Source organism: Mycobacterium sp. 4D054, assembly GCF_052245755.1.
In the GTDB taxonomy this organism is placed as follows: Bacteria; Actinomycetota; Actinomycetes; order Mycobacteriales; family Mycobacteriaceae; genus Mycobacterium.
Genome location: NZ_JBQQCF010000005.1, coordinates 29,247 through 53,672 on the forward strand (window position 1 = coordinate 29,247; position 24,426 = coordinate 53,672).

General features: G+C 69.4%; 24 protein-coding genes and 1 pseudogene. 14 read left to right on the forward strand and 11 right to left on the reverse strand.

The window, feature by feature from the left end; genetic code table 11:
* Position 1 precedes the first annotated feature (1 nt).
* The gene (gene dapE, locus ACTWP6_RS05905) at positions 2 to 1,066 is read left to right on the forward strand and encodes a succinyl-diaminopimelate desuccinylase (RefSeq protein ID WP_260754744.1); all 1,065 of its coding nucleotides are present in this window, start codon (positions 2 to 4) and stop codon (positions 1,064 to 1,066) included.
* Positions 1,067 to 1,196: 130 nt separating this feature from the next.
* Positions 1,197 to 2,804: an ABC-F family ATP-binding cassette domain-containing protein gene (locus ACTWP6_RS05910; RefSeq protein WP_260754743.1), complete on the forward strand. Its 1,608-nt coding sequence runs from the start codon at positions 1,197 to 1,199 to the stop codon at positions 2,802 to 2,804.
* On the opposite strand, the gene ACTWP6_RS05915 is transcribed toward ACTWP6_RS05910, so the two are convergent.
* Together ACTWP6_RS05915 and ACTWP6_RS05920 are read right to left on the reverse strand one after the other, a co-directional pair.
* The gene (locus ACTWP6_RS05915) at positions 2,801 to 3,568 is read right to left on the reverse strand and encodes an ESX-1 secretion-associated protein (protein ID WP_260754742.1); all 768 of its coding nucleotides are present in this window, start codon (positions 3,566 to 3,568) and stop codon (positions 2,801 to 2,803) included. The genes ACTWP6_RS05910 and ACTWP6_RS05915 overlap by 4 nt on opposite strands.
* Positions 3,569 to 3,642: 74 nt before the next feature.
* A complete protein-coding gene (locus tag ACTWP6_RS05920) occupies positions 3,643 to 5,637 on the reverse strand; it encodes an AAA family ATPase (protein ID WP_260754741.1) in 1,995 nt (664 codons plus the stop codon).
* Positions 5,638 to 5,668: 31 nt separating this feature from the next.
* Between ACTWP6_RS05920 and ACTWP6_RS05925 the strand changes: the two genes are divergently transcribed.
* The 7 genes from ACTWP6_RS05925 (at position 5,669) to ACTWP6_RS05955 (ending at position 11,550) form a co-directional block, all read left to right on the forward strand.
* Positions 5,669 to 6,226 (forward strand): LOG family protein, encoded by a 558-nt coding sequence (locus ACTWP6_RS05925; RefSeq protein WP_260754740.1) that lies wholly within the window; start codon positions 5,669 to 5,671, stop codon positions 6,224 to 6,226.
* A 39-nt stretch (positions 6,227 to 6,265) separates the two neighbouring features.
* Complete coding sequence (gene fadD6, locus ACTWP6_RS05930; RefSeq protein WP_260754739.1) at positions 6,266 to 8,071, forward strand: long-chain-acyl-CoA synthetase FadD6; 1,806 nt, start codon at positions 6,266 to 6,268, stop codon at positions 8,069 to 8,071.
* A 110-nt stretch (positions 8,072 to 8,181) separates the two neighbouring features.
* Entirely contained in the window at positions 8,182 to 9,006 is an 825-nt protein-coding gene (folP, locus tag ACTWP6_RS05935; protein WP_260758235.1) for a dihydropteroate synthase, read from the forward strand.
* The gene (locus ACTWP6_RS05940) at positions 9,003 to 9,962 is read left to right on the forward strand and encodes a glucosyl-3-phosphoglycerate synthase (protein ID WP_260754738.1); all 960 of its coding nucleotides are present in this window, start codon (positions 9,003 to 9,005) and stop codon (positions 9,960 to 9,962) included. Before folP ends, ACTWP6_RS05940 begins: the two co-directional genes overlap by 4 nt.
* A 66-nt stretch (positions 9,963 to 10,028) precedes the next feature.
* Positions 10,029 to 10,391 carry a DivIVA domain-containing protein gene (locus ACTWP6_RS05945; RefSeq protein WP_260754737.1) on the forward strand — a complete coding sequence of 121 codons (363 nt, stop codon included), beginning with the start codon at positions 10,029 to 10,031 and terminating at the stop codon, positions 10,389 to 10,391.
* Positions 10,388 to 11,002 (forward strand): DNA-3-methyladenine glycosylase I, encoded by a 615-nt coding sequence (locus ACTWP6_RS05950; RefSeq protein WP_313901333.1) that lies wholly within the window; start codon positions 10,388 to 10,390, stop codon positions 11,000 to 11,002. Before ACTWP6_RS05945 ends, ACTWP6_RS05950 begins: the two co-directional genes overlap by 4 nt.
* A gap of 380 nt (positions 11,003 to 11,382) precedes the next feature.
* Positions 11,383 to 11,550, forward strand: coding sequence for a DUF3117 domain-containing protein (locus tag ACTWP6_RS05955; RefSeq protein ID WP_003931055.1), 168 nt, complete (start codon positions 11,383 to 11,385; stop codon positions 11,548 to 11,550).
* A gap of 13 nt (positions 11,551 to 11,563) precedes the next feature.
* Here the strand turns inward: ACTWP6_RS05955 and glgA are convergent, their stop codons facing one another.
* On the reverse strand, positions 11,564 to 12,727 hold the full coding sequence (glgA, locus tag ACTWP6_RS05960) for a glycogen synthase (RefSeq protein ID WP_260754736.1): 1,164 nt from the start codon (positions 12,725 to 12,727) through the stop codon (positions 11,564 to 11,566).
* 160 nt (positions 12,728 to 12,887) lie between these two features.
* On the opposite strand from glgA, the gene glgC reads away from it, so the two are divergent.
* The gene (gene glgC, locus ACTWP6_RS05965) at positions 12,888 to 14,102 is read left to right on the forward strand and encodes a glucose-1-phosphate adenylyltransferase (RefSeq protein WP_260754735.1); all 1,215 of its coding nucleotides are present in this window, start codon (positions 12,888 to 12,890) and stop codon (positions 14,100 to 14,102) included.
* A gap of 7 nt (positions 14,103 to 14,109) precedes the next feature.
* On the opposite strand, the pseudogene ACTWP6_RS05970 reads toward glgC, so the two are convergent.
* From ACTWP6_RS05970 to ACTWP6_RS06000, 7 genes and pseudogenes are all read right to left on the reverse strand, one after another.
* Positions 14,110 to 14,591: pseudogene (locus ACTWP6_RS05970) on the reverse strand (MSMEG_6728 family protein).
* 28 nt (positions 14,592 to 14,619) lie between these two features.
* Positions 14,620 to 15,201 (reverse strand): DUF4126 domain-containing protein, encoded by a 582-nt coding sequence (locus ACTWP6_RS05975; protein ID WP_260754734.1) that lies wholly within the window; start codon positions 15,199 to 15,201, stop codon positions 14,620 to 14,622.
* 4 nt (positions 15,202 to 15,205) lie between these two features.
* Positions 15,206 to 15,556, reverse strand: coding sequence for a hypothetical protein (locus ACTWP6_RS05980; RefSeq protein WP_260754733.1), 351 nt, complete (start codon positions 15,554 to 15,556; stop codon positions 15,206 to 15,208).
* 63 nt (positions 15,557 to 15,619) lie between these two features.
* Positions 15,620 to 17,245 carry an ABC transporter permease gene (locus ACTWP6_RS05985; RefSeq protein ID WP_260754732.1) on the reverse strand — a complete coding sequence of 542 codons (1,626 nt, stop codon included), beginning with the start codon at positions 17,243 to 17,245 and terminating at the stop codon, positions 15,620 to 15,622.
* Positions 17,242 to 18,147, reverse strand: a complete 906-nt coding sequence (locus ACTWP6_RS05990) for an ABC transporter ATP-binding protein (protein ID WP_260754731.1) — start codon at positions 18,145 to 18,147, stop codon at positions 17,242 to 17,244. Before ACTWP6_RS05990 ends, ACTWP6_RS05985 begins: the two co-directional genes overlap by 4 nt.
* The gene (locus ACTWP6_RS05995) at positions 18,140 to 18,796 is read right to left on the reverse strand and encodes a TetR/AcrR family transcriptional regulator (protein WP_260754730.1); all 657 of its coding nucleotides are present in this window, start codon (positions 18,794 to 18,796) and stop codon (positions 18,140 to 18,142) included. The genes ACTWP6_RS05990 and ACTWP6_RS05995 overlap by 8 nt, the downstream gene beginning before the upstream one ends.
* A 162-nt stretch (positions 18,797 to 18,958) precedes the next feature.
* Positions 18,959 to 19,639: an O-methyltransferase gene (locus tag ACTWP6_RS06000; protein ID WP_260754729.1), complete on the reverse strand. Its 681-nt coding sequence runs from the start codon at positions 19,637 to 19,639 to the stop codon at positions 18,959 to 18,961.
* 178 nt (positions 19,640 to 19,817) lie between these two features.
* Between ACTWP6_RS06000 and sigE the strand changes: the two genes are divergently transcribed.
* From sigE to tatB, 4 genes are all read left to right on the forward strand, one after another.
* A complete protein-coding gene (gene sigE / locus ACTWP6_RS06005; RefSeq protein ID WP_260754728.1) occupies positions 19,818 to 20,627 on the forward strand; it encodes an RNA polymerase sigma factor SigE in 810 nt (269 codons plus the stop codon).
* A 90-nt stretch (positions 20,628 to 20,717) separates the two neighbouring features.
* Positions 20,718 to 21,116, forward strand: a complete 399-nt coding sequence (gene rseA / locus ACTWP6_RS06010; RefSeq protein ID WP_260754727.1) for an anti-sigma E factor RseA — start codon at positions 20,718 to 20,720, stop codon at positions 21,114 to 21,116.
* 87 nt (positions 21,117 to 21,203) lie between these two features.
* Complete coding sequence (gene htrA / locus ACTWP6_RS06015; RefSeq protein ID WP_260754726.1) at positions 21,204 to 22,694, forward strand: serine protease HtrA; 1,491 nt, start codon at positions 21,204 to 21,206, stop codon at positions 22,692 to 22,694.
* A 4-nt stretch (positions 22,695 to 22,698) separates the two neighbouring features.
* Positions 22,699 to 23,187 carry a Sec-independent protein translocase protein TatB gene (gene tatB / locus ACTWP6_RS06020; protein WP_260754725.1) on the forward strand — a complete coding sequence of 163 codons (489 nt, stop codon included), beginning with the start codon at positions 22,699 to 22,701 and terminating at the stop codon, positions 23,185 to 23,187.
* 97 nt (positions 23,188 to 23,284) lie between these two features.
* Here tatB and ACTWP6_RS06025 read toward each other — a convergent pair whose 3' ends face one another.
* Complete coding sequence (locus ACTWP6_RS06025; protein WP_260754724.1) at positions 23,285 to 24,412, reverse strand: Mrp/NBP35 family ATP-binding protein; 1,128 nt, start codon at positions 24,410 to 24,412, stop codon at positions 23,285 to 23,287.
* Between the last annotated feature and the right edge of the window lie 14 nt (positions 24,413 to 24,426).

A 24,426-nucleotide genomic window follows, 5' to 3' on the forward strand; every position in this document is an offset into this window, starting at 1 on the left:
TGTGCTGGACCTACACGGTGACCCGATCGCGTTGACGGCCGCGCTGGTCGACATCCCGAGCGAATCGCGCCACGAGAAGCGCATCGCCGACGAGATCGAGCAGGCGCTGCGCGAGCAGACCACCGGCTTCGAGATCGTCCGCAACGGTGACGCGGTCCTGGCCCGCACCGACTTCGGCCGCCCGTCCCGCGTGCTGCTGGCCGGGCACACCGACACCGTGCCCGCCGCCGGCAATCTGCCGAGCCGGCTGGCCGACGGAGTGCTGCACGGTTGCGGAACCTCGGACATGAAATCCGGCGACGCGGTGTTCCTGCATCTGGCCGCCACCGTCACCGAACCGGTTCACGACATCACGCTGGTCATGTACGACTGCGAGGAGATCGAGGCCTCCGCCAACGGGCTCGGCCGCATCGAACGCGAGCTGCCCGAGTGGCTGGCGGCCGACGTCGCGATCCTCGGCGAACCGTCGGGCGGCTTCATCGAGGCCGGCTGCCAGGGCACCCTGCGGGTGATCGTCAGCGCCACCGGCACCCGCGCCCACTCGGCCCGATCGTGGCTGGGGGACAATGCGATCCACAAACTCGGTGCGGTTCTGGCCCGCTTGGAGTCGTACCCGGCCCGCAGTGTCGACATCGACGGCTGCGTCTACCGCGAGGGACTGTCGGCGGTGCGCATCGACGGCGGGGTCGCCGGAAACGTCATCCCGGACGCGGCGAGCGTGACGGTCAACTTCCGGTTCGCTCCGGACCGCAGCGTCGAGCAGGCCTATGCCCACGTGTGCGAGGTGTTCGACGGGCTCGGCGTCGCAACCGAACTCACCGACTCCGCCGCCGGTGCGCTGCCGGGGTTGACGCGGCCCGCGGCTGCGGCACTCGTCGAGGCGGCCGGCGGCCGGGTGCGCGCCAAGTACGGCTGGACCGACGTGTCGCGGTTCGCGGCGCTGGGCATCCCGGCGGTCAACTACGGTCCCGGCGACCCGAATGTGGCGCACCGCGTCGACGAGCGCGTCGAGGTCGAGCAGATCACCACGGTGACGGACATGCTGAGGCGTTACTTAATCGGTTGACGGTGCCGCTAGCCTGGAAGCCATGCTGGGAGAAGACATCACCGGGTAGTACCCGGACGGGTCCCCTTTTTCGGTAGGCGTCACGCCGCGACCGTCGCCAGGCGTTACGCCCCAACGAGAGCATTCCCGCATGTCTTCTGTTGTGTGCAACCACCTTTCCTACTCCTGGCCCGACGGCACCAGCCAGTTCACCGACCTGACGCTCACCGTCGGTGCGGGCCGCACCGGGCTCGTCGCTGCCAACGGCGCCGGCAAGAGCACCCTGCTGCGGCTCATCGCCGGAGAACTGACTCCCACCGTCGGCGCCGTGACCGTCGACGGCGTGATCGGTTATCTGCCCCAGACCCTGCCGCTGCTCGACGACCGCAGCGTGGCCGAGATGCTCGGTGTCGCAGCGGTGATCGACGCATTGAACGCGCTGGCAGCAGGGGACCCGAGCACCCGCCACTTCGCGGTGATCGGCGACGACTGGGACATCGAGGAACGCACCCGGGTCCAGCTCGACCGGCTCGGTCTCGGGCGCATCGGTCTGAACCGGCCGCTGGGCTCGCTCTCCGGTGGTGAGGTCGTCAGCCTCGGCCTGGCGCGGGAGTTGTTGCGCCGCCCCGATGTGCTGCTCCTCGACGAACCGACGAACAACCTCGACGCCGACGCGCGGCACCGGCTCTACGACGCGCTCGACGATTTCACCGGGTGTCTGCTGGTGGTCAGCCACGACCGGGTGCTACTGGACCGGATGGACCGCATCGCCGAGCTCTACCGCGGCGAGGTGACCGTCTACGGCGGCGGCTTCACCGCGTATCGGGATGCGCTCGGGGACGCCCAGCGGGCGGCCCAGGGTGCGGTCCGCAACGCCGAGCTGATACTCAAACGCGAAAAACAGCACCGGCAACAGGCCAGGGAACGGGCCGACCGGCGCGCAGGCACCGCGGCCCGCACCCTCTCCGACGCCGGCCTGCCGAAGATCGTCGCCGGCGCCCGCAAGCGCCGCGCGCAGGAGTCTGCCGGCCGCTCCGACGAGGTGCACGCACGGCGGATCGACGACGCCCAGAGTCGGCTCGACGACGCCGAACGCACCCTGCGTGAGGACGAGGCACTGATGCTTGCGTTGCCTGCGACGCTGGTGCCGGCGGGCCGGAACATCGCTCGGCTCAACGGGATCCGGGTGTGTAGCGGTGGTCGCGACGTGCTCGGCGGTGTCGATCTGGCGGTGCGGGGTCCGGAGCGGATCGCGCTGACCGGACCCAACGGCGCAGGCAAAACCACGTTGCTGCGGAGTCTGCTCGGCGAGATCGCGCCCGACGCGGGCACCGTGGACGTCGCCGAGGGACGGGTCGCCTATCTGTCGCAGCGGTTGGATCTGCTCGACGAGGACCGGTCGGTCGCGCAGAACCTGGCCGCGTTCGCGCCCGGTCTGTCCGTCACCCGCCGTCATCATCTGTTGGCGCAGTTCCTCTTTCGTGGTGGCGTTGTCGACCTGCCGGTCGGCGCGCTGTCAGGAGGGGAGCGGCTGCGGGCGACGCTGGCGTGTGTGCTGTTCGCCGAACCTGCACCGCACCTGCTGCTCCTCGACGAACCGACCAACAACCTGGACCTGGTCAGCTCCGGGCAGCTGGAGAGTGCGTTGGCCGCCTATCGGGGCGCGTTCATCGTCGTCAGTCACGACGCGTCGTTCGTCGACGCGATCGGTGTGGATCGCGTACTTCGCCTGGCCCACGGCGTGCTGACCGAGATCTAACCGACGGCCGGCCGGGTGGGCGCTGGACGCGGTGGCGGCGCGGGCTGCGGAGCGGCACCGAACCCCGGAGGCGTCGCCGGCGCGGCGTCGCCGGCGACCTCACCGTCCCGGTCGGCCCGACGTTCGTCTTCCGGGTCCTGCTCGGCGCGGTCCGCGTCCCGGCCGGGGTCGGCCACCTCCGGCGCGCCGGGAACTTCCGGTGCGTCGGAAACGGCCCCCGCGCCGGGGACACCCGTGGCCGCCGAAGCTTGACCGGCCTGCGCGAAACCCTGTGCGAGGCCCTGGGTGAGCAGCTGCGGTAGTTGCGCGAACGGTTGAGCCAGCGCCGCGATCGGAGCCGCCAGTTGCTGGCCCACCTGACCGAGCTGGCCGAGTTGACCGACCGCCTGCCCGAGCGGGTCCGCCGCACCCCCGGCGGTACCGGCCGGGCCTGCCCCGCGCTCGGAGCGCGACATGTGGTCGGCGGCAGCACGGATCGCCTCCGCTCCGCGCTTGTCGCCCCGTTCGTAGGCCAGGGCCGCCTGCCGGAGCAGCTCGGAGATGGTGTCCCCGGCGGCCTGGGTGGTTGACATGGTGCCCGACCTGCTGCTGAGCGCCCCGGCCAGGGCCGTGTCGACCGCTGCGGCGATGCTGCCGTGGGACTGCGCGACTGCGGCCGGCCCGGGTGACCCGGCGACCAGGGAGCCCAGGCCGTCGGCCACGTTTCGGTGGACCTCGCCCAGCGAACGCACTCCACGGGTGTCCACCGACAACGGTTCGGTCATCGCGCGCCTCCAGATCGATCGCATCTGATTCTAAGAGCGCGCGTCAGGGGGGCCGGTCGGCAATATCGGCGCGGTCAGGCCGGGCCGGTGGGCGCGGCCAGCGCCGCCCGGCCGAACGCGCAGTCGAGCTCACCGCACAGCCGCGACAGGGTGTCCGCGGCCCGCGGGTCGCCCAGTTGCCGCGCGTCGGCCGCGGCCCGCAGCGCGACTGCCTGCTGTCCGCCACGCTCGGCGGCCTTCACGGCTTCGCGCGCAGCCGTCACGGCACCGTGCGCGTCGTGCCGCGCCGCAGTGGTCCAGGCCCGCGCCAGCGCCAGCTCGGGGGCGAACAGCATCGACTTCAACCCGTGCCGGGACTCGGCGCGCGCCAGCGCTTTTCCGGCCTCGACGGTCTGGCCGAGCCGGCCGAGCGCCTGCGCCAACAGCATCCATGCCAACGGACCCCACGAGTACCCGGTGGGGGCGAGCGTCGCTGCGGCCTCGCGGAGCAGCGGCACCGCGAGCGCGAGTTCCCCACGGGCGATCAACGCATCGCCGATCAGCACCTCACCTATCGCGCGGGCGGGTTGCCTGCGCTGGGCGAAATCGGTAATCCGCTGGGCCAATTCGAGCGCAAGGTCCGGCTCGCCGGTCATCAGCAGCGCCGTGGTCTGACCCAGCCCGCTGGTGAACCGCAGCAGACCCGGCTGCCCGGCGGCCAGTGCCTGCTCGGCGAGCACGTCGACGTCGGAGAATCTGCCCATCCGCGCCGAGCTGAGCGCCGCCGCCGACGCCGCCCATCCGACCGCCGTCTCGTCGGCATCAGGTGATGACAGCACCTCACCGGTGAGTTCGACTGCACGACTGAGGTTTCCGGCGTTCATCGCGAACGTCGCCGACAGCGCGTCAAGAGTCACGCGGGCCGCCGGTGAGCTCACCTTTTCGCGGGTGGCGCGCAGGAACGCGGTCGCGCGTTCCGGCTCGGACAGCATCCAGAACCGATTCGCCGCCGTCGGCAGCGCCCACGCCATCAGCTGGTCCTCGCTCAGCGCCGCCGGGTCGATCTCGGCCAGTACCGCATCGGCCTCCCGGCCGCGGCCCTGCCAGGCCAGCGCATATCCGAGCGTCAGGCGGCTGCTCAGATCCGGCGCCCTGTCCAACACCGCGCGGCCCAGCCGCTCGCACAGCTCAAGATCACCCAGCCGCAACGCATCCCGTGCCGCGGCGGACAGATCCGGCAGCGGCAGCGGACGGTCGCTGTCCAGCGCCAGCACGGCCAGGCGCAGCCGGCCCACCACGCCGATACAGCCGGTCGAGATCTGCGCGACCATCGCGGTCCGCAGCCGGCGCAGGTCGGGGCCGCCGAGTGCGTCACGGATCGCGTCGAGGAACAGCGGATGCGCCGGGCGCAGCTCGTCGTCCTCGACGACCACCGCGCCGGAGCGCAACGCATCGTCCACGGTGTCGAGGTCGGTCAGCGCCTCGGCGTCGGCTCGGCTCAGCGGATCCGACACGGCGAGGAACTCCAGGATGCGATGCGCACCGGCCGGCACCGCCGCGACGAACTCATCGATCCGCGTCATCAACCGGCCGTCGTCGTGGCCCGGCGGCTCCACGTCGACCCGCGCGACCAGGCCGTCCCGCCACAACGCCGCGATCTCGGCGGGCACCCCGACCCCGCCGGCGGTGGCGGTCAGCAGCAGCCGCGCCGTCCGACCGGCCGCGAGCTGGTACACCAGCGTCGCGGACAACGGGTCCAGCAGGTGCGCGTCGTCGACGACGATCAGGCGGCCGTCGCCGAGTGCGTCCCCGGCGGTCCGCAGAACCGTTGTGGTGGTGCCCGTCTCGGGGACTTCGAGCAGCCTCTCGAACGCCGCGAACGGGACGGACCGGCGCGACGCCGTCGCCCGCACCCGGTCGACCCGGGGGAAGTCGGCGCCCAGCCGGTCGGCGGCGTTGCGCGCCAACGTCGTCTTGCCGACGCCGGCGGGGCCGATCAGCACCGCCCCGGCGCGGGTCCGCACGCCGGCTTCGAGCTGCTCGAGAGCGGGTTCGGGCGGCGCGGTCACCCATCCGAGAGGCTGCGGCACATCGCGGAGTCTATGTGGCTAAGTTGGTGCTGTGTCCCGAGATCAAGATCGTGAGTGGGCTGTCTGCGTCTACTGCGCCTCGGGTCCGACGCACCCGGATCTGTTGGAGTTGGCGCGCACGGTCGGAGAGGGGATCGCCGAGCGCGGGTGGACGTTGGTCTCCGGCGGAGGCAACGTCTCGGCGATGGGCGCGGTGGCGACCGCGGCCCGCTCACGCGGCGGCTACACCGTCGGTGTCATCCCGAAGCGCCTGGTGCACCGGGAGGTCGCCGACACCGAGGCCGATGAACTCGTCGTCACCGACACCATGCGGGAACGCAAACAGGTCATGGAGGACCGCGCCGACGCGTTCCTCGCCCTGCCCGGAGGCATCGGCACGCTGGAGGAATTCTTCGAAGCCTGGACAGCGGGCTATTTGGGTATGCACACCAAACCGATCGTGATGCTCGACACTCTCGGGCACTACGACGGGCTGTTGGCCTGGTTGCGCGGGCTGGTCGGAAGCGGCTACGTCGCCGAGGACGCGATGCGGTGCCTCACCGTCGTCGACGACGTCGAAGCCGCTCTGTCCGCGTGTGCGCCCGGCTAAGTTGACCCACACATCGACGACGGAGGAAGAGCAGCAACTATGACGAACAGGTCGGGGACCCGGAGCAGCGTGGGGCTGCTCGACATCGCCAAGCAGGTACCAGGTCTGCTCATGGACACGCCGACCATCGTGCGTGGCGTCGTGACCGGGTTCGGGGCCCGCCCCAGTGCCAAGACGTCGATCGGCAAGGTCTTCCAGGACCGCGCCGCCCAGAACGCCAACAACGTGTTCCTGAGATTCGAAGACCGCGAGATCACCTACGGCGAGGCCAACGAGACCGTCAACCGGTACGCCGCCGTGCTGGCGGCGCGCGGGGTCGGCCACGGCGACGTCGTCGGCATCATGATGCGAAACTCGCCGGAGCCGGTGCTGCTGATGTTGGCCGCGGTCAAATGCGGTGCGATCTCCGGGATGCTCAACTACCACCAGCGCGACGAGGTGCTCAAGCACAGCCTGGGCCTGCTGTCGGCCTCGGTGGTCGTCGCCGAGACCGACTTCATCGAGCACATCACCGAATCCGGTGCCGACACCGACGGGGTGATCACTCTCGACGAGCTCAAGAAGCTGGCCGAGACCGCGCCGACCACCAACCCCGCCACCACCTCTGCCGTGCTGGCCAAGGACAAGGCGTTCTACATCTTCACCTCCGGCACCACCGGCATGCCGAAGGCCAGCGTGATGACGCACTACCGCTGGCTGCGCGCGCTGGCCGGCTTCGGCGGGCTCGGCATGCGCCTCAACAGCAACGACACGCTGTACTGCTGCCTGCCGCTCTACCACAACAACGCGTTGACGGTCGCACTGTCATCGGTGCTCAACTCCGGAGCGACGCTGGCGCTGGGCAAGTCGTTCTCGGCGTCGAAGTTCTGGGACGACGTGATCCGCTACGACGCCACCGCCTTCGTCTATATCGGCGAGATCTGCACCTATCTGCTCAACCAGCCCGAAAAGCCCACCGACCGCCAGCACAAAGTGCGGGTCATCTGCGGAAACGGTCTGCGGCCCGCCATCTGGGACGCGTTCACCGAGCGCTTCGGCATCAAGCGGGTCTGTGAGTTCTACGCCGCCAGCGAGGGCAACACCGCGTTCGTCAACGTCCTCAACATCGACAAGACCACCGGGATCTGCCCGTCCCCGATCGCGTTCGTCGAGTACGACGAGCACACCGGCGAACCGGTGCGTGGCGAGGACGGCCGGGTGCGCAAGGTCAAGAAGGGTGAACCCGGCCTGCTGCTGTCGAAGGTGAGCAACTTCCAGCCGTTCGACGGCTACACCGACGAGAAGGAGTCGGAGAAGAAGCTCGTCCGTGACGCGTTCAAGGAAGGCGACGTGTGGTTCAACACCGGCGACCTGATGCGCGCACAGGGCCTCGGGCATGCGGCGTTCACCGACCGGCTCGGTGACACGTTCCGCTGGAAGGGCGAGAACGTGGCCACGACCGAAGTGGAGGCGGCGGTGGCCACGCACCATCAGGTCGAGGAGTGCACCGTCTTCGGCGTCGAGGTGCCCGACACCGGCGGCCGGGCCGGGATGGTCGCGATCCAGCTCAAGGAGGGCCACGAGTTCGACGGCAAGGCGCTGGCCAAGACGGTGTACGAGAAGCTTCCCGGCTACGCGGTGCCGCTGTTCGTGCGAGTGGTGGAGGAGCTGGCGCACACCTCGACCTTCAAGAGCCAGAAGGGCGACCTGCGCAAGGAGGGCTACGGCGGCTCCAGCGGCGAGGGCGACGACGACGACGTCAAGGTCGACGATCCGCTGTACGTGCTGTCCGGCCGCGAGGAAGGCTACGTCGAGTTCTACGAGGAGTACCTGACCGAGGTGAAGGAGGGCAAGAAGCCCAAGTAGCCCGCGAGGGGTGATCACGCTGGAAAAGCGGGTCGGCGCGCGAAACGTAGCCTGAAGGCGTGCAGTCGACGTTTCTGGGACACCCCGTGGCCGGGGATCGCGCGCTGATCATGGCGATCGTCAACCGCACGCCGGACTCGTTCTACGACCGCGGCGCGACGTTCACCGATGAAGCCGCCAAGGAAGCCGCCCACCGCGTGGTCGCCGACGGCGCCGACATCGTCGACGTCGGCGGGGTCAAGGCGGGTCCCGGCGCGACGGTGGACGTCGACGAGGAGATCGCCCGCGTCGTGCCGTTCATCGAGTGGCTGCGGGCCGAGTTCCCCGACCAGGTGATCAGTGTCGACACCTGGCGCGCCGAGGTCGCCAAGCAGGCGTGCGCGGCCGGCGCGGACCTGATCAACGACACCTGGGGCGGGGCGGACCCCGCGCTGGCCGGCGTGGCCGCCGAGTTCGGCGCCGGATTGGTCTGCTCACACACCGGCGGCGCCGTGCCGCGGACCCGTCCGTTCCGGGTGAACTACGGCCTGACCGAGCGGGGAGTCGTCGACGACGTCATCGCCGAGGTGACGGCGGCGGCCGAACGGGCGGTCGCGCTCGGGGTGCGCCGGGACCGGATCGTCATCGATCCGACCCACGATTTCGGCAAGAACACTTACCACGGTCTTAGTTTGTTGCGTCATGTGAAAGACCTTGTAAACACTGGATGGCCGGTCCTGATGGCCCTGAGTAACAAGGATTTCGTCGGGGAAACTCTGGGTGTGGGTTTGACCGAACGCCTTGAGGGCACCCTGGCGGCCACCGCTCTCGCGGCGGCCGACGGGGCGCGGCTCTTTCGGGTGCACGAGGTCGGACCCACACGTCGGGTACTTGAGATGGTTGCGTCGATCAAGGGCGCCCGTCAGCCGAAACGCACGGTGAGGGGACTGGCATGACTGTGTTGTCTGATCGCGTCAACGATCTGGAAACGTTCGGTGTCGCCGACCATCGCTGGCTCAGCGAGCGCAGCTGGTGTCGGCCGAGCTGGACGGTGGCCGAACTGGAGGCCGCCAAGAAGGGCCGCACCGTGTCGGTGGTGCTGCCCGCGCTCAACGAGGAAGAGACGGTCGCCGGCGTCGTCGAGACCATCACCCCGCTGCTGGGCGGGCTGGTCGACGAGCTGATCGTGCTCGACTCCGGGTCCACCGACGACACCGAGATCCGGGCCGTCGCCGCCGGGGCCCGGGTGGTCGGCCGCGAGGTTGCCCTGCCCGAGGTCGCCCCGCAGCCCGGCAAGGGCGAGGTGCTGTGGCGGTCGCTGGCCGCGACGACGGGTGACATCATCGCCTTCGTCGACTCCGACCTGCTCGACCCCGATCCGATGTTCGTGCCCAAGCTGCTGGGCCCGCTACTCACCGCCGACGGCGTGCACCTGGTCAAAGGGTTCTACCGGCGCCCGCTGAAGGTCAGCGGGCGCGAGGACGCCAACGGCGGCGGCAGGGTCACCGAACTGGTGGCGCGCCCGCTGCTGGCCGCGCTACGCCCCGAGTTGATGTGCCTGTACCAGCCTCTGGGCGGGGAGTACGCCGGAACCCGGGAGCTGCTCACGGCGGTACCGTTCGCGCCCGGCTACGGCGTCGAGATCGGGTTGCTGGTCGACACCTACGACCGGCTGGGTCTGGACGGAATCGCCCAGGTCAATCTCGGCGTGCGGACACACCGCAACCGGCCGCTGACCGAGCTCGCGTCGATGAGCCGGCAGGTGATCGCCACGCTGCTGTCCCGGTGCGGGATCCCGGACTCCGGGGTTGGGCTCACCCAGTTCTTCGCCGACGGCGAGGACTACGCCCCGCGCACGTCGACGGTCTCGCTGACCGACCGGCCGCCGATGATCACGCTGCGCCCGCGGTAGCACTTCCCGCCGATGGCCGGGGCGTCCTGACCGGTCGATGTCGGCGCCATCCGGCAGTATCGAGGGGTGACTCTCGTTCTGCTGTACCTCGTCGTGCTGGTGCTCGTCGGGATCGTCCTGTTCGCCATCGGCAGTGTGCTGTTCGGTCGCGGCGAGACGCTGCCGCCGCTGCCGCAGGCCACCACCGCCACGGTGCTGCCCGCATCGGGCGTCACCGGTGCCGATGTGGACGCCGTGAAGTTCAGCCAGGCGCTGCGCGGCTACAAAACCAGCGAAGTCGACTGGGTGCTGGATCGACTGGCCCGTGAGCTCGACATGCTCCGCGGCGAGCTCACCACGTTGCGCGCCGCCCACGGTCTTGACGAGGCCGCCCACGGTCCCGAAGACGACCACGCGGTGTCGTCGCAGCGCGCCCGGGATGACGCGTGACCTCCGCGGCCGCCGATCCGCTGATCAGGTGCGGGTGGATCGACCGGTCACGGCTGTCGCCGGCCGATTATGAGCTGTATCGCGACTACCACGACACCGAGTGGGGTCGTCCCCTGCGCGACTCGGCGGCACTGTTCGAACGGGTCAGCCTCGAAGCGTTCCAGAGCGGGTTGTCCTGGCTGATCATCCTGCGCAAGCGGGACAACTTCCGCGCCGCCTTCGACGGGTTCGACGTCGAGCGGATCGCCCGCTACTCCGACCGGGACGTCGAGCGGTTGATGGCCGATCCCGGCATCGTGCGCAACCGTGCCAAGATCGACGCCACCATCGCCAACGCGCGAGTGGCCGCGGATATGGCCGACGCCGGCGAGGACCTCGGCGAGCTGCTGTGGTCCTTCGCGCCGGCCGACCGGGGGGCGCGGGCCCGGCCGGCGAGCATGTCCGAGATCGCCGCCGTCACCCCGGAATCGAAGGCGATGGCCAAAGAACTCAAGAAACGGGGGTTCCGGTTCGTCGGGCCGACGACGGCGTACGCGCTGATGCAGGCCACCGGGATGGTGGACGACCATGTCGACAACTGCTGGGTACCGCGCATCGGCGAAGGGCAGTGACCGTCGTGTCCGGGCAGCGGGAAGCCGTGGCGCGCGCACCGCGGTTGTGGTGGCGGCCATCCGCGCCAGGGAGTCAGCGCGCGAGGACCGCCTGTTCACCGACCCGTTCGGCGGTAGCACGCTCCCGCCGCGCCCGCAGATGTGCCGGGGGCGCCGCGCGGCTACTTGCTCAGGGCGGTCAAGAAGGACCGGGCCGGGGCACGATCCCCCTCATCACGGCAGCTATAGCCGGGTCTTCGCACACGAGCAGCCTCGGATAGGGAACAATAGAGCCCTGTAGCAGTTCAGAGCCGGGTGCTATCAGAGCACGTCGAAGGTGCGGGCCCGGCTCACGGACAGACCGGGCCCTGACGGGCACGCCCATGTGGAGGGAGCACTCGATGGCGGCGATGAAGCCCCGGACCGGAGACGGTCCACTGGAAGCAACCAAGGAGGGGCGAGGCATCGTGATGCGAGTACCACTGGAAGGCGGTGGCCGGCTCGTCGTGGAGCTCACTCCCGAAGAGGCCGCCGCGCTGGGCGACGAACTCAAGGGCGTGACAAGCTAGCCCGCTGTGTCCGCTAGACGGAGACCCTGCGGTAGATCTGCAGGGTCTCCTCGGCGATACGCGCCCAGGAGAACTCCTCGATGCACCGTTGGCGACCGGCGACCCCGTAGCGCCGCGCGCGGTCCGGGTCGTTGACCAGGGAGTTGACCGCTTCGGCCAGGCCGCGTTCGAACGACGCGGTGTCGTCGGGGTCGTAGTGCACGAGCAGGCCCGTCTTTTCGTGCGCCACCACCTCGGGAATCCCTCCGACGTCGGACGCCACCACCGCCGTCGCGCACGCCATCGCCTCGAGGTTGACGATGCCGAGCGGCTCGTAGACCGAGGGGCAGACGAACACGGTTGCCGCCGACAGGATTTCGCGAATCTTGGGGGTCGGCAGCATCTCCCGCACCCAGAACACCCCGGTGCGGGCGCGGGACAGTTCCTGCACCGCCGACGCGACCTCCTCGGCGATCTCCGGGGTGTCCGGAGCGCCCGCACACAGCACCAACTGCACGTCCGGCTCGAAGCGGTGCGCTGCCGCCACCAGATGCGCCACTCCCTTTTGCCGGGTGATCCTGCCGACGAACGCAACGATCGGCCGTTGCAGGTCGACACCGAGTTCAGCAAGCACCGATTCGTCGGGGTCCGGCTCGGCGGGATACCAGACCTCGGTGTCGATACCGTTACGCACCACGTGCACCCGGTCCGGGTCCAGCGCCGGATAGGTGCGTAGCACGTCCTGCCGCATCCCTGAACTGACCGCGATGACCGCGTCGGCGGCCTCCACTGCGGTCTTCTCCACCCACAACGAGATGCGGTAGCCGCCGCCGAGCTGCTCGGCTTTCCACGGCCGCATCGGTTCCAGAGAGTGCGCGGTGAGCACGTGCGGGACGTCGTAGAGCAGCGCGGCCAGGTGCCCGGCCATCCCGGTGTACCAGGTGTGCGAGTGCACGATGGTGGCCGCCGACGCGGCGTTGACCATGTTCAGGTCAGCCGACAGCGTGGCCAGCGCCGGGTTGGCTCCGGACAGCGCGGGATCGGGCTGCGCCACCGTGACCCCGGCCCGCGAAGCGCCCATACAGTGCACATCGACCTCGCACAGGTGGCGTAACTGGGCCACCAGTTCCGTGACGTGGACACCAGCACCGCCGTATACCTCGGGCGGATACTCCCGAGTCATCATCGCCACCCGCATCCTGTGACCGTATCCAACTTCGGAACCGGCCGCGCCGCATACCCAATTGTCTTGACGGACAGCCCGAGAAGCCGTCCGGGGCGGTATGCCGGCGCCACGCCCGGCGTGGCAATGACGGGAATGGGTGGCCGCGGTCTCCACGTGCGGATAGGTTGGCAGCATGAGGGAAGCGCCACATGTGTTGGGCATCGTCCTCGCCGGCGGAGAAGGCAAGCGTCTCTACCCGTTGACAGCCGATCGCGCCAAGCCCGCCGTCCCGTTCGGGGGCGGCTACCGGCTCATCGATTTCGTGCTCTCCAACCTCGTCAACGCCCGCTACTTGCGGATCTGCGTGCTGACTCAGTACAAGTCACATTCGCTGGACCGTCACATCTCGCAGAACTGGCGGCTGTCCGGGCTCGCCGGTGAATACATCACCCCGGTTCCGGCCCAGCAGCGGCTCGGCCCGCGCTGGTACACCGGTTCGGCGGATGCGATCTATCAGTCGATGAACCTGATCTACGACGAGGATCCGGACTACATCGTGATCTTCGGCGCCGACCACGTCTATCGGATGGACCCCGAGCAGATGGTCCAGCAGCACATCGAGAGCGGTGCGGGTGCCACCGTCGCGGGCATCCGGGTGCCGCGGGCCGAGGCCAGCGCGTTCGGCTGCATCGACGCCGACGACTCGGGGCGCATCCGCGGGTTCATCGAGAAGCCGGCCGATCCGCCGGGCACCCCCGACGATCCCGAGCAGACCTTCGTGTCGATGGGCAACTACATCTTCACCACCAAGGTGCTCATCGACGCGATCCGGGCGGACGCCGAGGACGACGACTCCGACCACGACATGGGCGGCGACATCATCCCCCTGCTGGTCGCCGACGGGATGGCCGCGGTGTACGACTTCAACGACAACGAGGTGCCCGGCGCCACCGAGCGCGATCACGGATACTGGCGCGACGTCGGAACCCTCGATGCGTTCTACGACGCGCACATGGACCTGGTGTCGGTGCATCCGGTGTTCAACCTCTACAACAAGCGCTGGCCGATCCGGGGCGGCGCCGAGAACCTCGCACCGGCGAAGTTCGTCAACGGCGGGTCCGCGCAGGAATCCGTGGTCGGCGCCGGCAGCATCATTTCGGCTGCGTCCGTGCGTAATTCGGTGCTGTCGTCCAATGTCGTCATCGACGACGGCGCGATCGTCGAAGGCAGCGTGCTGCACCCCGGGGTGCGCATCGGACGGGGAGCTGTCGTGCGCCACGCGATCCTGGACAAGAACGTGGTGGTCGGCCCAGGGGAGATGGTCGGGGTGGACCTCGACAAGGACCGCGAACGGTTCTCGATCAGCGCCGGCGGAGTGGTCGCGGTCGGTAAGGGCGTCTGGATCTGACCGCCGGTCAACCGGCCGGGACGCGGCGGGCGCGGTCGGACGCCGGCCACACGTAGGGCAGGTCGTCGGGCACGTCGGGGAACAGTGGCCGGTAGTGCGCCCAATCCTTGCGCACCAGCGCCGACCGATGGCTGAGGTGAAACGCGTCGTCCCCGAGCCAGGGCGGAAGCTCGCGAGCGGCGGCGAGTTCGTCGTACGGGCGGATCTGCGAGAGCCCCGTCCCGGCGGTGAGGTCACTGACCAGTGTCGCCGCGCATGTGTCACCGCGCCCCGATGCAGACCACACGGCGCACATCTGGAGCCCGTACCGGACCAGGGCCTCCTCGTAACCGGCCCACATCGCGGCGGCGGGATGGTGACGCCAGCCGTAGCCGCGACCGTCAGCGCCCGCAGAATCTGGATGGTCTCCACTCGCTGTTTGCCCAGCCGGCGGGCGTCCAGTACACGGGCCGAGTCGGCGAAGCCCGGATACGGCAGGAACGTCTGCATGGCGACGGGGTACCCAGTGGCGCGCGGTTCAGGTGGCGCGCGGGGAGCGACGGCGCCGGATCAACCGCACGGCGGCCCACGCCAGCGCGACGGTGATCACCAGGACGAGGATGGGGACCAGGATCGCGACGAAGGCCAGCCCGATGCTGATCACGTCCTCGGTGGTGCTCAGCACGGGTGCAGCGACCCCGCCCGTCGCGACGTTGGCCGCGGGCCGCACCGTCGACTTGGTCAGCGACACCGCCAAGGCCACCACTGCTCCGACCGCGACCGGGATCCACTGACCGGATTGGGCGAACGCTCCCGGGTCGGTGACCGCCGTCGTCTGGGCCGCGGTGCCGGAACCGAACACGATGCCGCCCGCGGTGGGACGGACGAACGTCTGCACGGTGTCGTTGACGGTGTCGAGCGCGGGCACCTTGTCGGCGACGATCTCGACGGCCAGCAGCACCGCGACGATCGTCATCACCCAGCCGTTCTCCAGCCAGGCCCAGCCCGCGGGCAGCGTGACCAGGTCGGTGAACCGCGCAAGCAGCCCGAGCGCGAGCAGCGGGATGTAGGCGTTCAGTCCCGCCGCCGTGGCCAGGCCGAACCCGGTGAGCAGCTCCATCCGATCAGTATGCGGCGATCGCCACATCCCGGGGACCAGCCGGTAACGCACCCGCTGGGGTCTCCTCGTCGAGGATGCGTGCCACCACCAGCCCGTACAGGCCGGTCGACGCCAGCGGCGGACCGGCTTGCACCCGCACGGTCACGGCCGCGTAGTGGTTCTGCACGATCACCAGCGCAGCCGCCCCCAGCCCGGCGGCCACCATGACGTTGCTGACGACAACCAGCCACACCGGCACCGACGACCAGCCGAACCGGTGATCCAGCGCCGACATCGCGAAGGTCACAGCGACAAGCGCCGTCGTCGCGGTGATGATGACCCGCTGGGCGGGCCGGGTCTCCGCGGCGAAGAACACCGCACCGACACCCTCGACGCGAGCGCTTGTGCGATCAGCTCCACGGTCGGCCTCCCGCCGATTTCAGACCGCGTCGCGGTTCCGGTACAGTCCGGCTGCGATCACCGCCAAAGCCGCTCCCACGCAGCACATCACGATCCAAGCGAGGGTGGGAACCTCGTTCGGGTAGGTGGTGTGGCCCACCGGCGAGAGGTCGAGCAGCCAGTCGGGCAGCCGCAGCAGTGCGCCGAGGTACAACGCGGCCACGACGAAAGTCACGGCCAGCCAGGCGGTCCAGGCCTGACGGAGCGCGACCGACAGCGCGGCGACGCCGGCCAGCACCGCCAGGGCCGGCACGAACGCCAGCCCGGCCACGGTGAGCCTGAGCACCGTGACGGGCTCACCGAGGGTCAGTCCGGCGCCGAGGCCGTTGCCCATGCCTGCGAAGAACATCAACACCGTCGCGCCGAGCACCGCCGAGGCCACCGCGCTCAACAACCACCGCTCTCGCGAAACCGCTCCTGCCAGAACCGCTTCGCCCAGACCGGACTGCTCGTCGCCGTACACGCGCAACACCGCGGACACCACGTAGGCGGCCGCAGCGGCGGCGAGGAACTGCGACATCGTCGTGTAGACCCCGTCCACTCCCTGGTCCGAGACGATCGCGGCGATCAGCTCGTTGTCCCGGGCGGCATCCAGCAGCGAGTCCGTCATCGAACCGAAGGCCAAGCCCGCGGCGAACAGGCCGACCGACCATCCGATCGTCTGACCGCGCTGCAAACGCAGGTGCAGCGCGAGCAGGCCCCGTACCGGCCGGGCGCCGGGGCGTTCACTCCTCGACGCGATCGTGCCTTCGTCGTACTGGCGGCGCGCCTCCAGCCCCGCCGCCGCGGCGATCAGGATCAGCGCCAGCAGTAGCAGCGGAATCAACGGCCACCAACGCAACTCGACGAAGGCCCGCATCTGCTGGGCCCACGCGATGGGCGAGACCCAGCTCAGAGGGCTGCCCGCCGGGTCGATGACATCGCCCACGCCGCGGATGAGCGCGGCCGCGGCGAGGACGGCCATGGCGGCTCCCGTTGCGGCCCGCGCCGACCGCCACATCTGCGCGGTGACTGCGGCGACGGCGCCGAACAGTGTGGCGACCGCGGTGACCCCGAGACACATTGCGGCGGAGTTCACCACGTCGAAGCCGTTGGCGGCCGTGGCCGCGGTCATCGTCGCGGCGAGAACGACGTTGACGGCCGCCACCACCGCCAGTGCCGCGGTGGTGCGCGCGTAGCGGCCGACGGCCGAGGACAGCACCAGTTCTGCTGTGCCGCTTTCCTCCTCGGCCCGGGTATGCCGAATTACCGTGAGCACGGCCAGGATCGACGTGGCAATGATCAGTGTGAGCATCAGTTCGTTGGCCACCATCGCACCGAGCTCGGTCTCTTTGACACCGAACATCGGCCCGCCCAGCATCATCCCGGCGGGGGTCTTCAGCAGGTCCACCCTGGCCTGGCGCTGAATCTCCTCAGGGTAGGCCAGCTCGATGGTGCCGGGGGAGTAGGCCATCATCGCGGTCAGGGCCACGATCCACACGGACAACCGGATGCGGTCACGCCGCAGCGCGAGGCCGACCAGCCGGGCGGTGCCCGTCCACGGTGAGCTCGACGTCCCGGAGGCGTGCCGTGGACCTCCGAAGCGCAACTCGACGGCGGTGCTCATCGCCCGGCCCCCTGATACTCGCGGAGGAACAGGTCCTCCAGCGAGGTCGGTGCGACGGTCAGCTCGTCGATGCCGAGGCTGCTGAGATCGGCCATGGCGCGGTCGAGATCACCACGGTCGACCGAGAACCGCAGATCCCCGTCGTCGGTGCGCAGGTCGTGGATATAGGGCGCACGTTCCAGTCGGCTGCGGTCCCCCCGGGTGCGTGCGGTGACGGTGGTGCGCATCAGATATCGCAGGTCTGCCAGTGCTCCGGACCGCACGGTCCGCCCGGCGCGCACGATGGTCACTGTGTCACAGAGCTTCTCGACCTCGGCCAGGATGTGGCTGGACAGCAGGACCGCTGCGCCCTGGCCGGCGACCTCGCGCACGCACTGCTGAAAAGCCTGTTCCATCAGCGGGTCCAGGCCCGAGGTCGGCTCATCCAGCACGAACAGTTCACTGCGGGTGCTGAACGCAGCGATGATCGCGACCTTCTGACGGTTGCCCTTGGAGTACGTGCGGGCCTTCTTGTGCGGGTCGAGTTCGAAGCGTTCGATGAGTTCGTCACGACGCGCCCGGTCCACGGTGTCCGCACCCCGCAGCCCGGCCAGGAAGTCGATGGCCTGCATCCCGGTCAGGTTGGGCCACAGAGTGACATCGCCAGGCACATAGGCGATCCGGCGATGCAAAGCGACCGCGTCGTGCCACGGATCACCGCCCAGCAGCGAGACCGTGCCGCCGTCGGCCCGCAGCAGCCCGAGCAGCACCCGGATGGTGGTGGACTTGCCGGAGCCGTTGGGGCCGAGGAATCCGGCGACGGTGCCGGGAGCGACGGTGAGGTCGAGTCCGTCCAGAGCCTTGGTGCGGCCGAAGGACTTTCGCAATCCCTGGATGTCTACGGCCGGTGTGCGGTCAGTCATCGTGCGCTCCTTCGGTGAATCCGATGCCTCGCTGCCGTTGAGCGAGGAACGCGTCGTACATGATGGAGTCGGCCATCAGACCGTTGGTGTAGAGCTCCAGGGCGGGCAGCACCATGTCCTCGCTGTAGTCGCGCAGCACCGCCCGCAGGTCTGTCGGGTCGTCGTGTAACTGCAGGTAGAGCAGGAAGCCGCCGCCGGCGGCCATCGCCAGGAATCGCGCCCTGCCCAACGGATCCGCGCTCGGCTTGACGGTGCCGGCCCGCACCCCCTCCTCGATGTACTGCTCGGCATTGTCGATCATGGTGCGCCAGAACGCTTTTGCCAGATCGCCACCGGACTGCATGCTGCGTACCAGGTAGGCCATCAGCGGGGCGTACTCCTCGATCTCGGCCATCTGGGCTAACCACGTCGCCGGATCGGAGGACTGGATCGTCTCGGTCTTGCTGGCCCGCACGGTCTCGGTGACGAAGTCGTCGCACGCCTTGCGCAGGCCCTCCTTGGAGCCGAAGTGATGGATCACCAGGCCGGGGCTGACACCTGCGGCCGCCGCGATCGCCCGCACGCTCACCCCGAAGCCATCGCGGCCGAAAAGGTCGACCGCGGCGTCGCGGATCCGCGCCACCGCGGTCAGATCATCTGCTGAACGCATGTTCAGTACATTAAACGCTCGTTCAGTAGGCGGTCAAGGATCAGACCCGTCAAGGATTCGTCAAGAAGCGCCGGAATAGCCGTTCCTGGTCACTCATACCGGAGGCCTGAGTGCAGCCGGCAACGCTATTCCGCGGGGGCGGGGAGTGGAAAGGGAAAAGCCTTAGTCCCGGGCAGCCACGAGCAGGCCGTCGCCGAGCGGGATGAGCACCGGCGTCAGCCGGTCGTCCTCGGCGATCAAACGGGCCGCCTCGCGCACCGCGGCGACCTCGCTGTCCTTGGCCGAGGCGTCACCGGCCCGGCCGCCGAGCGCGGAGCGGTGCACGACGATCGCGCCGCCGGGGCGCAGCAGTCGCACGCCTTCGGTGACGAAGTGGGGCTGGTCGGCCGGTGTGGCGTCGATGAACACCAGGTCGTAGGACTCGTCGGCCAGCCGGGTCAGCACCTCCTGGGCGCGGCCGCTGATCAGCCTGGTCCGGCCCGGGCCCACCCCTGCCTCGGTGAACGCCTGCTTGGCGATGCGCTGGTGCTCGGGTTCGACGTCGATGGTGGTGAGCACGCCGTCCTCGCGCATGCCCGAGAGCAACCACAGGCCGCTCACGCCGGCGCCGGTGCCGACCTCGACGACCGCGCGCGCTCCGGTCAGCTTCGCGAGCACACACAGCAGCGCGCCGACGGCGGGGGTCACCGCGCCGGCGCCGATGTCGACTGCGCGCTCACGGGCCGCGGCGACGATGTCGTCCTCAGAGATCGAGTGTTCGGCGTGGTTGACGATCGCTTCCGCCCGACGGGCCCGCGCGGTGGAATCGCCGGACTCGGCGCCGGGCTCGTCGGTGCTGGCCATGCCCGCAGCGTAGAGCCAAGTCCGCGTGGTCCGCGTGTGCGACACGCCCGGCCCGCGACGCCGGGAGCGTCTGTCGGGCAGGTCGGTTTCCGCTGGTCGAAAACGGGTAGCGATGTTTCTCAGGAAAAGTTCAGTTTGCTCATATGCCCGCCACACCAGCACAGGAGACGGTGATCGCATGACAGACGGCGCATTCAGCGCACGCACCGACTCCTCGCGTGCCGGGAACAAGGTCCCGGCACGTGTTGTTGTCGACAACGAGCAGCCGTCAACCGGGGGCCGCTCTCCGCACGACCTGGAGGTTCCGACGACCATCACACACGGCCCTGTCTCCGCTCCTGTGGCCGCTCCGGTGACCATGGCGCATCTGGAGCAGTTCACCGATGCCGAGTGGGTGGAACCGGCCGATGAGTTGACCGGCACGGCGGTGTTCGACGCCACCGGCGACAAGACCGCGATGCCGAGCTGGGATGAACTCGTCCGCCAGCACGCCGACCGGGTGTACCGCCTGGCCTACCGGCTCTCCGGCAACCAGCACGACGCCGAGGACCTGACCCAGGAGACGTTCATCCGCGTCTTCCGTTCGGTGCAGAACTATCAGCCGGGCACGTTCGAGGGCTGGCTGCACAGAATCACCACCAACCTGTTCCTCGACATGGTGCGCCGCCGCGGCCGGATCCGGATGGAGGCGCTGCCCGAGGACTACGACCGGGTGCCCGCCGACGAGCCCAACCCCGAGCAGATCTACCACGACTCCCGGCTGGGGCCGGACCTGCAGGCCGCACTCGACTCGTTGGCTCCGGAGTTCCGCGCCGCCGTTGTCCTGTGCGACATCGAGGGGCTGTCCTACGAGGAGATCGGCGCGACGCTCGGTGTCAAACTGGGCACCGTCCGCAGTCGTATCCACCGGGGCCGGCAGGCTCTGCGCGAGTATCTGGCCCGGCACGCCGAGGCCGGCGCCGCACAGGACGCCGCCAGGTCTGCCTGACATTCGGGCGATGCCGCCCAGCGCGCCGCGCTACATTCGAGGGCATAGTCGGCAGCACGCCCCACACGACGCCGAGCGGAGAGGAGTCAGGTGGTATTCGATCCTGGACATGCGTTCCGCCGGGCGTTCTCCTGGCTTCCGACTCAGCTCGCCTCGCAGACCGGTGATCCGGTTGGCCCACGCCAGTTCGGTTCGACAGAGCATCTGTCGATCGAGGCGATCGCGGCGTTCGTCGACGGCGAGCTGCGCATGTCGGCGCACCTGAGAGCCGCTCACCACCTGTCGTTGTGCCAGGAGTGCGCGCTGGAGGTCGATGCGCAGCGGCAGGCGCGCGAGGCGTTGCGCGAGTCACGCCCGGTCGCGATCCCGAGTGATCTGCTGGGTCTGCTGTCCCAGATTCCCCACCGCACTCCGGTCGAGAGGCCGCAGCCGGTGGAGCACCCGCAGTTGGCTGACGGCACCCAGCGTTCCCGCCGTAAGCGCCGGTAGGGTAGAAGCGAAAAATCGACCGCGATCGCTGACACGTCGCCGCGGGCGTCGGAAGGCTGCAGCGGGGTACGAAAGGGCGATGTACGGGTGACCAATCTGGACCAGACCGGTCGGGAACGCCTCGAGCCGCGGCCGGTGTCGCGTCCGCCGGTCGATCCGGCGGCTCAGCGTGCATTCGGCAGGCCCGCCGGGGTGAACGGTTCGTTCCTCGGCGCTGACAAGCATCGTGATCAGGGTGAGTACACTCCCACGGATCAGGCGCCGGATCCGGTGCTGGCCGAGGCTTTCGGCCGCCCCCACCCCGGCGGGGATTCGTTGCAGCGTCATCCCACCGACGCCGGCGCGCTGGAGGCCGAACGGGACGGCGATGACGACGGCGTCGACGATCCCTGGCGTAATCCGGGGGCGCCGGTGGCGCTGGGCACCCCGGCGCTGCCCCCGACCGGGTCCGCGCAGGCCACCGCCCCGATGGGCAAGCTCGGCGTGCGGGACGTGCTGTTCGGCGGCAAGGTGTCCTACACCGCGCTCGTCGTGCTCGGCATCGCGGCGCTGCTCATCGGTGTGGCCGGCGGCTGGGTGGGACGCACCACCGCCGAGGTGGTCTCGGCGTTCACCACGTCGAAGGTCACGCTGGAGACCAGCAGTTCCGGCGAGGGCGAGCCCGAGGGGCAGTTCGCCGAAGTAGCTGCGGCGGTGGCTGATTCGGTGGTGACGATCGAGGCGACCAGCGACCGAGAGGGATCGCAGGGTTCCGGCGTCGTCATCGACGGGCGCGGATACATCGTCACCAACAACCACGTGATCTCCGAGGCCGCCACCAACCCCAGCGAGTTCAAGATGTCGGTGGTGTTCAACGACGGCTCCGAGGTGCCCGCGAACCTGGTGGGTCGCGACCCGAAGACCGATCTGGCGGTGCTCAAGGTCGACAACGTCGACAACCTGTCGGTGGCCCGGATGGGTGACTCCGAGAAGTTGCGCGTCGGCGAAGAGGTGATCGCCGCGGGCGCCCCGCTAGGACTGAGGAGCACTGTCACGCACGGCATCATCAGCGCGCTGCATCGACCGGTCCCGCTGTCGGGTGACGGCTCGGACACCGACACGGTCATCGACGGCGTGCAGACCGACGCGTCGATCAACCACGGCAACTCCGGCGGTCCGCTGATCAACATGCGGTCTGAGGTCATCGGCATCAACACCGCAGGCAAGTCGCTGTCCGACAGCGCCAGCGGCCTGGGGTTCGCGATCCCTGTCAACGAGGTCAAGCAGGTCGTCGAGACGCTGATCAAGAACGGCAAGATCGCCCATCCCACACTCGGGCTGACCGCACGGTCGGTCAGCAACGACGTGGCCAAGGGGGCGCAGATCGCCGATGTCTCCCCGAACAGCCCGGCCGAGCGCGCGGGCATCCTGGAGAACGACGTGGTCGTCAAGGTCGGTGACCGCAAGGTCGCCGACGCCGACGAGTTCATCGTTGCGGTGCGTCAGCTCAAGATCGGCGAACCGGCACCCATCGAGGTACTCCGGGAGGGGCGCCCGGTCACGCTGACGGTGACGCCCAACGGCGACGACAGCACGTAGAGCCATGTTCGCGAACGTAGGCTGGGGCGAGATGCTGGTCCTGGTGATCGCCGGTCTGGTGATCCTCGGGCCGGAACGGCTGCCCGGCGCCATCCGCTGGACCGCGGACGCGGTGCGTCAGGTGCGTGACTATGTCACCGGTGCGACCACGCAGCTGCGTCAGGAACTGGGCTCGGACTTCGACGACCTGCGGGAGCCGTTGTCGGAGTTGCAGAAGCTGCGCGGCATGACGCCGCGCGCGGCGTTGACCAAGCATCTTCTCGACGGCGACGACTCGATCCTCACCGGCAAATTCGACCAGAACGGCAGGCCGACCGGCCCGCCGGAGAAGCCCCAGTCGGGCCCCGGTCCCGCGGCCGCGGCCCACGATGTCCGCGAGCCCGGCGCTCAGCCGTCATCAGGTGCGCCGACGCCAGGTGCGGCGACCCCGGGCGCGCCGTCTTCGGGTGGGACGGAGTCGCTTGCGACGCCGTTCGATCCCGACGCGACCTGATCGCCGCTGCGGAAACCTGGGCGAAACCGCGTTCCACGCGGTCCGGCCGCCCCGAAGGCCGCGTGGAATGCGGTTTCGGCGAACGGGGCCGGGGCGGCTAGCGGCCGGCGGGATCCAGTCCCAGCGACATCCCGGCCAGTCCACGCTTGCGGCTGGACAGTGCGTCGGCGATCTTGCGCAGTTCCTGACCGGCGGCGGAGTCGGGTGCGCTGAGAACCAGCGGCACGCCCGAGTCGCCGGCGGTCACCAGCGCCGGATCCAACGGCACTTGGCCCAGCAGCGGCACGTCGGCGCCGACGGCGCGGGACAGGCTCTCCGCGACGTGGCGGCCGCCACCCTCGCCGAACATCTTGATGACGGGGCCGTCGACCATGTTCTCCACCACGCCGGCGATGCGCTGACGGGTCTGCAGCGCGATCGCGCCGGCCCGTTCGGCCACCTCGGCGGCGGCCAGCTGCGGGGTGGTGACCACCAGGATCTCGGCGCCGGGGATCAGCTGAGCGACCGAGATCGCGATGTCTCCGGTGCCTGGAGGCAGATCGAGCAGCAGGACGTCCAGGTCGCCCCAGTAGACGTCGGCGAGGAACTGCTGCAGCGCGCGGTGCAGCATCGGTCCGCGCCACACCACGGGGGTGTTGCCCTGGGTGAACATCGCGATCGAGATGACCCGCACGTCATGGGAGACGGGTGGCAGGATCATCGAGTCGACCTGGGTGGGCCGATCGGTGGTGCCCATCATCCGAGGCACGGAATGCCCGTAGATGTCGGCGTCGAGCAGCCCGACCGACAACCCACGGGCGGCCATCGCGGCAGCCAGATTCACAGTGACACTGGACTTTCCGACACCGCCCTTACCGGACGCGACCGCGTAGACCCGGGTCAGCGATCCAGGTTGGGCGAATGGGATCACGGGTTCGCGGGAGTCACCGCGCAGTTGCCTGCGCAGTTCAGCCCGCTGCTCGTCGTTCATCACGTCGAGAGTGACCTTCACCGCGCCGGTGCCGGGGACGTCGCGCACCGCGCGGGTGACGCGGTCCGAGATCTCGGTCTTCTTCGGGCACGCCGCGGTGGTCAGGTAGATCTCGACGTGAACCGAGGAGTCGGGGTCGACCGTGACGTTCTTGACCATGCCCACTTCGGTGATCGGCCGCCGGAGTTCGGGGTCGATCACCTTGGCCAGCGCGGAACGGACCGCCGCTTCCAGGTCAGTCGGTGTAGATGTCATCACCGGCGAGTCTA